This window comes from Cobetia sp. MM1IDA2H-1, assembly GCF_002916775.2.
In the GTDB taxonomy this organism is placed as follows: domain Bacteria; phylum Pseudomonadota; class Gammaproteobacteria; order Pseudomonadales; family Halomonadaceae; genus Cobetia; species Cobetia marina.
This window is the reverse complement of record NZ_CM133225.1, coordinates 3,815,836-3,828,865: the sequence shown is the minus strand read 5'-3', so window position 1 is coordinate 3,828,865 and position 13,030 is coordinate 3,815,836. Positions and strand designations below refer to the sequence as shown.

10 protein-coding genes are annotated in these 13,030 nt (G+C 64.1%); 4 read left to right on the top strand and 6 right to left on the bottom strand.

Features of this window, described 5'->3' with window-relative positions; translation table 11 throughout:
• Nucleotides 1–34: 34 nt before the first annotated feature.
• The 6 genes from BOH68_RS16045 to BOH68_RS16020 form a co-directional block, all read right to left on the bottom strand.
• A complete protein-coding gene (locus tag BOH68_RS16045; protein WP_169477284.1) occupies nucleotides 35–1,117 on the bottom strand; it encodes a porin in 1,083 nt (360 codons plus the stop codon).
• Between the two features lie 300 nt (nucleotides 1,118–1,417).
• Nucleotides 1,418–3,013, bottom strand: a complete 1,596-nt coding sequence (locus tag BOH68_RS16040; protein ID WP_077378159.1) for an ABC transporter ATP-binding protein — start codon at nucleotides 3,011–3,013, stop codon at nucleotides 1,418–1,420.
• A 147-nt stretch (nucleotides 3,014–3,160) separates the two neighbouring features.
• The gene (locus BOH68_RS16035) at nucleotides 3,161–4,084 is read right to left on the bottom strand and encodes an ABC transporter permease (RefSeq protein WP_077377712.1); all 924 of its coding nucleotides are present in this window, start codon (nucleotides 4,082–4,084) and stop codon (nucleotides 3,161–3,163) included.
• A 14-nt stretch (nucleotides 4,085–4,098) separates the two neighbouring features.
• Nucleotides 4,099–5,025: an oligopeptide ABC transporter permease OppB gene (oppB, locus tag BOH68_RS16030; RefSeq protein WP_077377715.1), complete on the bottom strand. Its 927-nt coding sequence runs from the start codon at nucleotides 5,023–5,025 to the stop codon at nucleotides 4,099–4,101.
• A gap of 59 nt (nucleotides 5,026–5,084) precedes the next feature.
• Nucleotides 5,085–6,749, bottom strand: coding sequence for a peptide ABC transporter substrate-binding protein (locus tag BOH68_RS16025; protein ID WP_258038308.1), 1,665 nt, complete (start codon nucleotides 6,747–6,749; stop codon nucleotides 5,085–5,087).
• A 150-nt stretch (nucleotides 6,750–6,899) separates the two neighbouring features.
• Nucleotides 6,900–8,525, bottom strand: a complete 1,626-nt coding sequence (locus BOH68_RS16020) for a peptide ABC transporter substrate-binding protein (RefSeq protein WP_077377718.1) — start codon at nucleotides 8,523–8,525, stop codon at nucleotides 6,900–6,902.
• Nucleotides 8,526–8,954: 429 nt separating this feature from the next.
• On the opposite strand from BOH68_RS16020, the gene prfB reads away from it, so the two are divergent.
• The 4 genes from prfB (at nucleotide 8,955) to BOH68_RS16000 (ending at nucleotide 13,028) form a co-directional block, all read left to right on the top strand.
• Nucleotides 8,955–10,053, top strand: a protein-coding gene (gene prfB, locus BOH68_RS16015; RefSeq protein WP_103751451.1) for a peptide chain release factor 2 whose coding sequence is annotated in 2 segments (ribosomal slippage) — nucleotides 8,955–9,029 and nucleotides 9,031–10,053 — 1,098 coding nt in all. Because the reading frame shifts where the segments join, the coding sequence is not laid out codon by codon here.
• A 162-nt stretch (nucleotides 10,054–10,215) separates the two neighbouring features.
• Nucleotides 10,216–11,754 (top strand): lysine--tRNA ligase, encoded by a 1,539-nt coding sequence (gene lysS, locus BOH68_RS16010; protein ID WP_077377722.1) that lies wholly within the window; start codon nucleotides 10,216–10,218, stop codon nucleotides 11,752–11,754.
• Between the two features lie 353 nt (nucleotides 11,755–12,107).
• Nucleotides 12,108–12,491: a hypothetical protein gene (locus BOH68_RS16005; protein WP_077377725.1), complete on the top strand. Its 384-nt coding sequence runs from the start codon at nucleotides 12,108–12,110 to the stop codon at nucleotides 12,489–12,491.
• Nucleotides 12,492–12,716: 225 nt separating this feature from the next.
• Nucleotides 12,717–13,028: a BolA family protein gene (locus tag BOH68_RS16000; RefSeq protein ID WP_077377728.1), complete on the top strand. Its 312-nt coding sequence runs from the start codon at nucleotides 12,717–12,719 to the stop codon at nucleotides 13,026–13,028.
• Nucleotides 13,029–13,030 lie beyond the last annotated feature (2 nt).

Here is a 13,030-nt window from a genome sequence, read left to right as displayed (position 1 = left end):
ATCGGCGGTCCGTCACCAGCGTCTGACATGACGATCAGAAGTCGTAGCGTGCCAGGAACATCAGCTGGTCCCGGTCAGCACTGTACTCGCTGCCGTCTGACTGGCGGCTGTTGTCGAAGCGGTACTCGGTGGCCAGCGTCAGGTCCTTGACTCGCCAAGCCGCGCCCAGGATCTGATAGGCGTAGCGGGCTTCGCTGTCGGTGTCTTCCAGGTGGTTCAGGCCGCCATAGAGCTCGACGCTGTCATCGCCCCAGATGACCTCCTTGAACTTGTAATTGACCACGAATTCCGCGCCGCGCGCCTTGTCGACGAAGGCTTCCGAGGAGTCCAGGGTGCTGCCGGCGATGTGGTTGCGATATTCCCCGCCGACGAGCGCGATGTACCAGTTGCCCGGCGACCAGTGACCGCCGAGCAACCAGGCATCGACATCGCCGTTCTCGCTGTTGCCGCTCTCGTAGTCGCTCAGCTCCGTATGGTGGAAGACCCCGCCCACCGTGACGTCCTCGTTCGGATGCCAGTTGAGCGCGGCTTCATAGCTGTAGTCGCGCTCATAGCCTGAGTACTCGGTCTCGGTGGTGAAGACGCCGTCCTCGAAGAGCGAGGTCTCGTTGCTGTGCTGGCCATCATGACTGAGCTGGTAGAGCAGGCCGACGGTGAACTCTCCGAAACCCTTCTTCCAGTACAGCGAGTTGTCCGGGCGTCCCGTGCCATGCAGACCACCATCTCCGCTGCGGCCTTCGAAGGTACCGGACGCCTCGCCACCATTGATCCAGAACCAGTCGGTGTTGACGGCCACCATGTCGTACCAGGGGCCATACTGCTTGCCGACCGTGAAGCTGCCCCATTTCTCGTGTGCCGCCCCAGCGTAGAGCATGCGCTTGTAGTGAGCATCGGTGCCATCCTTGAACCAGGGGTCGAAGCCCCATTCGGCCCGGATGATGGAGCTCCAGCCTTGCTGGAACTGATGCTCGTGGATCAGGCGAATCCGCGAGCCACCGTTGTAGATCTCATCATGTGCGCCATCCTGGATCACGGCAAACGCCGCCAGGCGGCCACTGAACTCGACGCGGTCGGTATCCGTCTTGTAGACCTCGATGGCCTGAGCCATGGGGCTCATGCTCAGCAGTCCCGTGCCGAGCAGGGCTGCGCCAATCGCGTGACGCAGACGAGGGTGAGTGAGAAGGGGGATGCTGGCTGTTGTTGTAGGTTGCATCGTCATCCTGTGCATGTCTTTCCATCGGTGTGGGGAATGCCGGAGCATCCTGCTCCGGCCTCGGTCGGGTGCACGCACCCGGTTGGCAGCCAATGTCGATTCGCGTGACCGACTCGGCTGCCCTCGCCTGAGCCTTTTCTCAGGCAAAGCGGGGTCTTGATGGGCGCCGAAGCGCCCATCAGGCATGTCGTCGTGTTCAGGGTGTCAGTGGTGCGCCTGGCCCAGGTCCGGGGCGAAGGCAGCCTGCATCAATTCACGGGTGTAACGCTCACGGGGCGCCTCGAAGATGGCGTGGGTACTGCCGCTTTCCACCACCTCGCCTTCCTTCATCACGATGAGGTGGTCTGACAGTGCACGCACGACCGCTAGGTCATGGCTGATGAACAGGTACGTCAGGCCATGACGCGCCTGCAGGTCGCGCAGCAGGTCGATCACCGTGACCTGTACCGAGCGGTCCAGCGCCGAGGTCGGCTCGTCCAGCAGCAGGAATTCCGGCTTGAGCACCAGGGCGCGCGCGATGGCGATGCGCTGGCGCTGACCGCCGGAGAACTCATGCGGATAGCGATTGCGCATGCCGGGGTCGAGGCTGACCTCGCTCAGGGCGTCGCAGACCCGCGCATCGCGCTGGGCGCGATTGAGCTCGGGGTGATGCACGCGCAGGCCTTCGCTGATGATCTCGCCCACGGTCAGGCGCGGTGACAGGGAGCCGAAGGGGTCCTGGAAGACGACCTGCATGCGCGAGCGCAGCGGTCGCATGCCGGACTTGTCCAGCGCGGCGATGTCCACGCCATCGAAGTCGATGTTGCCCTGGCTCTTGAGCAGGCGCAGCAGGGCACGACCCAGCGTAGACTTGCCGGAGCCGGACTCGCCGACGATGCCGATGGTCTGGCCGCGTCGGACCTCGAGATCGATGCCGCGCACCGCCTCGAAGGCGACCTTGGGGCCGAACAGCGGCCGCTTGATGGTGAAGCTGACGCGCACATCGCGTGCCGAGAGCAGCACCGGTGCATCCGCGGCCACCGGTGCTTTCTCGCCGGCCGGTTCGGCATCGATCAGCATGCGGGTGTAGGCGTGCTGCGGGTTGTCGAAGACCTCGTGGGTGGTGCCGGTCTCCAGCAGCTCGCCGTGGCGCATCACGCAGACGCGGTCCGCGAAGTGGCGCACGATGCTCAGGTCGTGGGTGATGAACAGAATCGCCATGCCGTAGCGTTGCTGCAGCGACTTGAGCAGCCGCAGGATCTGCGCCTGCACCGTGACGTCCAGCGCAGTGGTCGGCTCATCGGCGATCAGCAGGTCCGGCTCGCAGGCCAGCGCGATGGCGATCATCACGCGCTGACGCTGGCCGCCGGACAGTTCGTGGGGATAGCTGTCGATACGTCGCGCCGGCTCCGGGATGCCGACCTGCTCCAGCAGCTCCAGCGCCTTGTGACGGGCCGCGCGGCCCTTGAGATCACGATGCAGTGCCAGTACCTCGATGATCTGTCGTCCAATGCGATGCAGCGGGTTGAGCGAGGTCATCGGCTCCTGGAAGACGGTGGCGATACGGTTGCCGCGCAGCTCGCGCATGCGCCGCGTCGAGGCACTCAGCAGGTCTTCGCCGCGCAGGCGGATGGCGCCCTTGATCTCGGCGAGTTCCGGCAGCAGGCGCAGGATGGCGGTGGACGTGACCGACTTGCCGGAACCGGACTCGCCGACCAGCGCCAGCGTCTCGCCCTTGTTGAGGGTGAAGCTGACGCCCTTGACGGCGGGTACCGCGCCGTCCGGGAGCTGGAAGTCGACCTTGAGGTCATCGACTTCCATCAGCGGCGGCGTGCCCGGCGCCTCGGCCGCCAGTCCCAGGCGAGTCAGGGTGTCGGCGCGAGCCTGGTCGGCGGCGTTGCGCGCTGGCGGCAGGCTGGAGGCGGTGCCGGAGGGTGAAGGTGAAGAGGTCATGATCAGCGCTCCGGTTCAGCGAGTCTTGGGGTCGAGGGCGTCACGCAGGCCATCGCCGAGGAAGTTGAGGCAGAACAGGGTCGCGGCGAGGAAGGCCGAGGGCACCAGCAGCATCCAGGGCGCGGTCTCCATCATGTCCTTGCCTTCGGAGATCAACACGCCCCAGGAGGTCAGCGGTTCCTGCACGCCAAGCCCGAGGAATGACAGGAAGCTCTCCAGCAGGATGACCTTGGGCACCGTCAGCGTGACGTAGACGATCACCGGGCCCAGCGCGTTCGGAATCAGGTGACGCGTCACGACCTGCAGATCACGCACGCCGAGTGCATGCGCCGCCTCGACGAATTCGCGCTTCTTGAGTGCCAGCACCTGGCCGCGCACGATGCGCGACATGTCCAGCCACTCCACCGCACCGATGGCGGCGTAAATCAGGAAGATGTTGCGACCGAACACCACCATCAGCAGGATCACCAGGAACATGAACGGCAGCGAATACATGATGTCGACGAAGCGCATCATCAGGTTGTCGGTGCGTCCGCCGAAGTAGCCGGAGACGGCGCCGTAGAGCACGCCGATCACCAGGCTGACGAAGGTGGCGACCAGCGCCACCGACAGCGAGATCTGACCGCCATGCAGGGTGCGGGTCAGCAGATCACGCCCGTTGACGTCGGTGCCGAAGAGGTGGCCGGAGGCCAGGTCCGGGCCGGTGCCGATGGCGTTCCAGTCGACCTCGTCGAGTTCGAAGGGCGTCAGCCATGGGCCGATCAGGCAGGCCAGCACGACGAGGGTCATCACCACCAGACTGCACATGGCGGCGCGGTTCTGCTTGAGACGACGCCAGGCATCGCGGGTCAGGCTGTCGCCTGCCGGTGCCGCAGGGGGCTGGCGGTCGAAGGCACTGGCAGCGCCGGTGCCGTGGGGGGCGGGAGTTGTCTGTGACATGTCAGGGCCTCGGGTCAGTCGTCGTAGCGGATCTGCGGGTCGAGCATGCTGTAGAGCAGATCGACGATCAGGTTGAGCAGCAGGATCAAGGCGCCATAGAAGACCACCGTGCCCATCACCAGGGTGTAGTCACGATTGAGCGCACCCTGCACGAAATAGCGCCCGATGCCGGGAATGCCGAAGATCTGCTCGATCACCACGGAGCCGGTGATGATCCCGGCGATGGCCGGGCCGAGGTAGGAGACCACCGGCAGCATCGCCGGTCGCAAGGCATGGCGCAGAATCACCTTCCACTCGCTCAGACCCTTGGCGCGGGCGGTGCGGATGTAGTGACTGCCCAGTACCTCGATCATGCTGGCGCGCATCATGCGGGCGATGTAGGCGATCTGCTGGATGGAGAGTGCCACCACCGGCAGCAGCAGGTTCTGCCAGGCGCCGCCATTCCAGCCGCCGGCCGGCAGCCAGCCGAGCAGCACGCCGAACACCAGCGCCAGCAGCGGGGCGATCACGAAGTTGGGCACCGCGATCCCCGCCAGTGCGGTACTCATCACCACGTAATCCGCCGTCGAGTTGCGCCGGATGGCCGCGATCACCCCCAGCGGTACCCCGATCAGCAGCGCGGCCAGAATCGCCCACATGCCCAGCTCCAGACTGGCCGGGAAGCCCTGGCTGATCAGCTCGCTGACGTCGAAGTCCTTGTACTTGAAGGACGGGCCGAGATCGCCCTGTACCAGATCACCCAGATAGCGGATGTACTGCATCGGCAGCGGTTCATCCAGGTGATAGGCCGCGCGCAGGTTCTGCTCGATTTCCGGCGGCAGGCGGCGTTCGCCATCGAAGGGGCCGCCCGGGGCGACCCGCATCAGGAAGAACGACAGGGTGATCACGATCAGCAGGGTGGGAATCGCCTGCAGCAACCGTTTGAGGGTGTAGCTCAGCATCCAGTGCTCCGTTCGGGCCGCTGCCCGGGTGTGTCGTTGTTATGGGTGGCTGTCATCGGTCAGTGCGAGGTGTCGATATGCAGATAGCGACTCGGGTGAACGTCCAGCGCGTTGGGGGCCCAGCCGCTGATGGCGGGGGTCACGAGACTGGAGGTGACGTAGTCGTAGAGCGGCAGCACCACATCGTGGTCGAGCAGATACTGCTCGGCATCGTGCAGTTGTTGCCGGCGAGCATCGTCATCGCCCTCGCGGGCCGCCGCCTCGATCAGCGCATCGTAGGCCGGTGAGCTGAGCCCGGGTGCGTTGGAGGTGTTGTCGCTGCTGAAGGCGTTCAGGAAGTCGTAGGCATCGGCGATGGTCGCGATCATGCCGTAACGGCCGACCTCGAAATCGCCCAGCGCCAGATCCCGGTAATGCACCGCGGCCTCGGTATTGGTCAGCGTCACGTGCACGCCCAGCGGCTTCCACATCGCTCCGAGCGCCACGGCGATCTTCTTGTGGTCTTCCAGGGTGTTGTAGCGCAGGGTCAGCTCAAGCGGGTGGTCTGGCCCGTAGCCCGCGTCTGCCATCAGCTCGCGGGCCTTCGCCATGCGCCGGTCCATCGACCAGTCAGCGAAGTCGAAGCGCGCGCCCTGATGTTCACTCAACGCCTCGGGCACGAAATGCCAGGAGGGGATCTGGCCCATGCCGAGAATGCGCTCGGTGATCACCTCACGGCGCGTGGCCAGATTCAGCGCACGACGAATGCGCCGGTCCGCCACGGGCGAGCCCTCGCGCAGATTGAAGACATAGAAGTACTCGCCGAGGATCGGGTAGGTGTGCAGGGCCTCGGCCAGATTGTCCTGAATCCACGCGTAGTGGCTGGCGGGTACGCCATAGGCGATCTCGACTTCACCCGCACGGAAGCGATTGAGCGCGGCATGGCTCTCCTCGATGGGCAGGTAGACCACCTCGTCGAGAGTGACGTTCTGTGCGCCGTGATAGCGCGCGTTGGGTGTCAGCGTGATATGCGACTGCGGCGCCCATTCCTTGAGCACGAAGGCGCCCGAGGTGACCATGTTGGCCGGCCGCGTCCAGTCAGCGCCATTGGCCACGATGACATGGCGTGGCAGCGGGGCGGCTTCGCTCATCGCCAGCGTCTGCGCCAGTGTTGCCGACGGATGACTGAGCGTGATGGTGAGCGTCTGCGCATCGGGCGCGGCCACGCCGAGCTGATCCGGGGGCAGCGCGCCGGTATTCACCGCGCGGGCATTGACGATCGGGTAGTAGAGGGTGGCGTTGTGGGCCGCGGTAGCCGGTGTCAGCAGGCGGCGCAGCGCAAAGACTGCATCCTCGGCGGTCAACGGCGTGCCGCCTGACCACTCAAGCCCCGCGCGCAGATGGAAGGTCCAGATCCGTCCATCGGCGGACGACTCCCAGCGCTCTGCCAGCCCGGGAATCAGCTCGCCGTCGGCGGAGTAGGCGATCAGCGGCTCGAACAGATCACGCACGATGCGTGTCTCCCAGGTGCCGCTGGTCTGTTGCGGGTCCAGCGAGCCGGGTTCGGCGCCGTTGGCGATGCGCAGGATCTGTTCGTCCTGGCTTGCGGGGCTTGCGGGGCTTGTGGAGCTGGTGGATTGTGCGGCCATGGCGCTGCTGGAAGCGCCAAGGGAGAGGGGAAGAACGGACAGCAGCAGGCCTGCGCCGAGGCTTGCCGCGCATTGCATCGAGGAAGTGGGGGACATGCGTCGACTCCTTGTCACGCCCGTGGGGCGCGACGGCATCTTCTGGTGCCATCCTTGGCAGATGCCACGCGGCTGCCCCGGTGGACAGCCGCGTGAACCCATGACATTCGAGAGAGCTGCGAGCCTGGTCAGAGGCTCAGCAGGCTCGCCTCATTCGGAGAACGAGACCCAGCGCGAGCGGTGGATATCCTCGATGTTGCCCTGCCAGCCGCTGAGCTTGGGATTCACCAGGTTGCGTGACACGTAGTAGTAGATCGGCAACACGGCGTAGTCATCCAGCGCCTTGCGCTCGGCGTCCTGCATCAGGGCCTCTCGGTCATCCATGTCGAGGGTATCGGCGGCCTTTTGCATGTCGTCATCCAGCGCCTTGTTGGAATAGGCGCCGTAATTGTTGGGCACGCCGGTTTCCAGCAGGTTGAGGAAGTTCTGGGCATCGTTGTAATCGCCGATCCAGCCGGCGCGACCGACATCGAACTTGCCCTGGCGCATGTCCTCGTAGTGCACCGCGACCTCGGCATTCAGCAGATTGACCTTCACGCCCAGCGGCTTCCACATCGCGGCGGCGGCAATGGCCACCTTCTTGTGGTCCTCGCTGGTGTTGTAGCGCAGGGTCAGCTCCAGCGGGTTGTCCGGGCCGTAGCCGGCGTCTTCCATCAGAGACCTGGCCTTCTGCATGCGTTCATCCATCGACATGTCCTTGAAGGGCATCTCCTGGATGTCGTAGTGGTTCACGCCGGTGGGCACGAAGCTGTAGGCCGGCACTTCGCCGGTGCCGAGAATCTTGTCGGTGATGATGTTGCGGCGGATGGAGAGGTTGAGTGCCTCGCGCACCCGCGGGTCTGCCGTGGCATGGCCGTCGCGTGAATTGAGCACGTAGTAGTAGATACCCAGGTAGGGCGCGACGTGGGTGGCGTCCGGCAGGTTGTCCTTCAGCCAGCCGTATTGCTGGGTGGGGAATTCGCGTGCGATGTCGATCTCGCCGGCGCGGAAGCGCTTCAGGGCGCTGTTGCGCTCCTCGATGGGGTAGTAGATCACCTCATCCAGCGCGACCTCCTTGGCATCGTGGAATTCAGGATTCTTGAGCGCGACGATGCGGGTCTGCGGCTGCCACTCGCTCAGCTCGAAGGCGCCGTTGGAGACCATCTTGCCCGGGTCGGTCCAGTCCTTGCCGTACTTCTCCACCACATGTTTCGGCAGCGGGTAGGCGGTGTAATGCGAGAGCTGGTCCAGGAAGTAGGGCGTCGGGCGCTCGAGGGTGATCTCGAGAGTGTGGTCATCCACGGCTCGCACGCCGAGGGTATCCGGCTCGGCCTCGCCGCTGTTGATGGCCTTGGCATTCTTGATCGGATACAGGATGTAGGCGTAATCCGAGGCATTCTCGGGTGTCATGATGCGCTTGAGCGCGTACACGAAGTCCTCGGCGGTCACCGGCTCACCGTCGGACCACTTGCCGTCCTGGCGCAGCGTGAAGGTATAGGTCTTGCCGTCATCGGAAATCTGCCATGACTCGGCCGCGCCGGGGATGCGCTCGCCATCGGCGGCTTCGGTGACCAGCCCCTCGAAGAGATCGCCCACCACGTCATTTTCCCAGGTGCCGGAGATCTGCTGCGGGTCCAGCGAGGCCGGCTCCCCCATGATCGCCAGCTTGAGCGTATCGGCCATGAGGCCCGGGGAAGCGGCGATGCTCCCGGCCAGCAGCAGGGAGCTTGCCAGTCGCTTGAGCGCGAAGCGCTTGGGGAGGGCCGGCGCATGAGACGAGGAGTGCAGTAGTGCCATGGTAGGGAGGCTCGCTATTGTTGTTAGGGGGAATACGAGTGATGCCTTCTACCATCGAGTCTTTTCCTGCCTGCTGTCCATGTTAAAAAATGGATAGCTCATGCATGCATTCGATGATCACCATGCAAGGCACGGAAAATCGGGCGTTCCGGGGCTGACAGCCGTTTGAATGACTTTGGTCGCAGTCGCATGGAAGGCAGGCAGCTGCCGGCTGGCGGGCAGCGTGACGGATACCCGAGAGCGTCCTTCGGCCACCTGGCCACGGATGATGGGGCGGGCATGGTCGCCACGCCGGGAAATGGCTACAATATCGGGCTTCGCGCGCTGTCGATCTGCGCAGGTGTCCAGTGGACAACGTCTCGCAGGCTGTCCCCTTCGACAGGGCTGTCGCGCCCCATTCACGCATCATCGCCTCAAGACAGGACGACCATGCAAGAGATCAATCCGATCACCAACCTCATCAAGGACCTGTCCGAAAGGGCAGAAGTCCTGAGGGGGTATCTTTGACTATGCCGAAAAGCAGGATCGGCTAGAGGAAGTCACTCGCGAACTCGAGAATCCGGATGTCTGGAATGACCCGGAATACGCGCAGAAACTCGGCAAGGAGCGTGCGTCGCTGGAGCTGGTCGTCAAGACCCTCGACGACATGAGCAACGGCCTGTCCGACTGCGCTGACCTGCTGGAGATGGCGGTCGAGGAAGAGGATGAAGGCACCGTGGACGAAGTCGTCCGCGAGCTGGATCAGCTCAAGGCCAGTCTCGAGAAGCTCGAGTTCCGCCGGATGTTCTCCGGTGACATGGATGCCAACAACGCCTACCTCGACATCCAGGCCGGCTCCGGTGGTACCGAAGCTCAGGACTGGGGCAACATGCTGCTGCGCATGTACCTGCGCTGGGCCGAGCATCACGGCTTCAAGACCGAGATCGTCGAGGCGAGTGCCGGTGAAGTCGCGGGCATCAAGTCCGCCACCATTCACATCGAGGGCGACTATGCCTTCGGTTGGCTGCGCACCGAGCTGGGTGTGCACCGTCTGGTGCGCAAGAGTCCCTTCGACTCCGGCGGCCGTCGTCACACCTCGTTCGCGTCCGTGTTCGTGTCGCCGGAAATCGATGACAACATCGAGATCGACATCAATCCGGCCGATCTGCGCACCGATACCTATCGCTCCTCCGGTGCCGGTGGTCAGCACGTCAACACCACCGACTCCGCGGTACGTATCACCCACATCCCGACAGGGATCGTGGCGGCCTGCCAGACCGAGCGCAGCCAGCACTCCAACCGTGACCGCGCCATGAAGATGCTGAAGGCGCGTATCTACGAAGCCGAGATGCAGAAGCGCAACGCCGCCAAGCAGGAACTCGAGGACTCCAAGTCCGACATCGGTTGGGGCAGCCAGATCCGCTCCTACGTCCTCGATGACCAGCGCATCAAGGACCTGCGGACCGGTGTCCAGTCGAGCAACTGTGACAAGGTGCTCGACGGCGATCTCGATGACTTCATCGTCGCCAGCCTCAAGATGGGGCTCTGATCGCGAGGAGACTCGCGAACCAGCGCCCATTCGCCTCCGCCGGTATCGCCGGCGGAGGCCACGAATTCCCGAATCGCGATCAGTCCTGATGCGCTATCCCCAGGCTGATCTTGATCTGTCGTGGCTTTGGCCATGACCCTTTGATACGAGACAGGCCCCTCCATGTCGACAGAGCAGACCCCCGCCATTGATGAGCAGCAGGCCGCCGAACAGGCTCAGGAAGAGAATCGCCTGATCGCCGAACGTCGCGCCAAGCTGAGTGCCCGCCGTGAGCAGGCCGCCGCCGAAGGCAAGAGCGCCTTCCCGAATGACTTCCGTCGTGACAGCCTCGCCGCTGACCTGCAGGCGGAGCTGGGCGAGAAGGACAAGGCCGAGCTGGAGACGCTGGACCGCAAGGCCGCCGTCGCCGGGCGCATCATGCGCAAGCGTGGCCCCTTCATCGTGCTGCAGGAAGTCTCCGGCCAGATTCAGCTCTATGTCGACAAGAAGGGCCTGCCGGAAGCGCTGCTCGAGGACATCAAGGGCTGGGACATCGGCGACATCGTCGGTGCCAGTGGCCCGGTGCACAAGTCCGGCAAGGGCGATCTGTACGTCATGATCGAAAGCGCCCAGCTGATGACCAAGAACCTGCGTCCACTGCCGGACAAGTTCCACGGTCTGTCCGACCAGGAAATGCGCTATCGCCAGCGCTATGTCGATCTGATCATGAACGAGCAGTCACGCCGCACCTTCGCGCTGCGTGCCGGCATCGTCGCCTCCATCCGTCGTTTCCTCAGCGACCGCGGCTTCATGGAAGTCGAGACGCCGATGCTGCAGCAGATTCCGGGTGGCGCGACCGCGCGTCCGTTCATCACGCACCACAATGCGCTGGACATGGAAATGTACCTGCGCATCGCCCCGGAGCTGTACCTGAAGCGTCTGGTGGTGGGTGGCTTCGAGCGCGTGTTCGAGATCAACCGCAACTTCCGCAACGAAGGGCTGTCGACGCGTCACAATCCCGAGTTCACCATGCTCGAGTTCTACTGGGCCTATGCGGACTACCGTGACCTGATCGCGCTGACCGAAGACATGATCCGCACCGCAGCCCAGGAAGTGCTCGGCACTACGCAGATCACCTGTCAGGGCAGCGAGTACGACCTGAGCCAGCCGTTCATCCAGATGACCATGCGCGAGTCGATCATCAAGTATGGCGATGGCATCACCGCAGCCGACCTGGCCGATTACGACGCCGCACGCGCCACGGCGGAGCGTCTCGGTATCCAGGTCAAGCCGATCTGGGGGCTGGGCAAGCTCGAGACCGAGATCTTCGAAGCCGTCGCCGAGCACCGTCTCGACCAGCCGACCTTCATCACCGAGTACCCGGCCGAAGTCAGCCCGCTGGCGCGTCGCAACGATGCCAACCCGCACGTGACCGATCGCTTCGAGTTCTTCGTCGGTGGCCGCGAGATCGCCAATGGCTTCTCGGAGCTCAATGACGCCGAAGATCAGGCCGAGCGCTTCCAGGCTCAGGTGGCCGAGAAGGATGCCGGGGATGACGAAGCCATGTTCTACGACGCCGACTACGTGCGCGCGCTGGAATACGGCATGCCGCCGACGGCGGGTGAAGGCATCGGCATCGACCGTCTGGTGATGCTGCTGACCGACAGCGCCTCCATCCGCGATGTGCTGCTGTTCCCGGCGATGCGTCCGCAACAGGGCTGATCGCGCTGCTCGCCTCCCGTGGTGAGTCATCGTGACGAACCACGCTGATGGCACTTGCGACGCCTCCGATCCTCGATCGGGGGCGTCGTGGTCTCTGCAGGGCGACATTGGCTGACGACGAGCGGTGGCCGAGGCGCAATCGTCACGGATGAGGCGAGGCGGTGCTTGGCTTTGTTGCCTGCGAGCGGCCATAATGGTCGGCGTCCTGTCAGTCAGCCGTTTCATGGTGCTGAAGCTGATGACAGTATCGTCGAGGTCTACCGTGCGAGAGCGTGTGCCGGCTGTGTCGAGCCACCCACGATGGCGGTGTCCTGCCTTGGGAATTGTCCCCTGAATGTCCTGGAGAGTGCAGAATGAAGCTGCTTAACCGTTCCGCCCTGAGCGTCAAGCCGACCCAGGCGTTTGTCGACTGGATCAACTCGCTGGAATCCGAAGGTGAGGGAGGTGAGGATCTGGCGCTGGAGGATGTCAATCAGGAGAGTACCGTCTACCTGATTCCCGAGATGGACACTCGCGAAGCGCTGGCTGGCTTCGTGTCCGAGCGCTGGCTGGACGTGCTGGAAAGCGAGCTGCGCGCCTGGGAGGAAGACACCCGCCATTGGCCGGAGCCGATGGACAAGGCGCTGTTCGAGCGCTTCCTGACCGTCGAGCACAGCTACCTGGCCGTTGACCTGGATGACGAGGCGCCGCTGGAAGTCTGCGAAGTGGACGACGAGCTGCTGGCGGATCTCGATTGAGTCCGTCGCGCGCCGTCTGTTGACGTGACGGCGCTGTCAGTCAGCGCGACAGGCGTTACAATGGCCTCGGGCAATGTGCTCGGGGCCATTTGCGTTCTGTGGCGGCTTTCCCTGTGGTATCTGCCACCCGGTACCTGTCACGTGGAGCGCCCTTTTCCCGACATGTCGTTTCATTTCACCTGCCGTCCATCCGCTCGGCGGCTGCCCCATTCAAGGAGATCGCGCATGAGCGTCCAGGCCCGGATAGAAAGCAAGCTAGCGACGCTCGACCCGCTGATGGTCGAGGTCGTCAACGAGAGCCACATGCATAGCGTGCCGGCCAATTCCGAGACGCACTTCAAGGTCACGCTGGTCAGCGAGCGCTTTGACGGCCTGATGCCGGTCAAGCGTCACCAGCTATTGTACGCCCTGCTGGATGAAGAGCTCGCCGGCCCCGTCCACGCGCTGGCGTTGCATCTGTATACCCCGCAGCAATGGACGGCGCGCGGTGGTGAGATTCCCGAGTCCCCCAACTGCCTGGGCGGTGGCAAGCACTGACC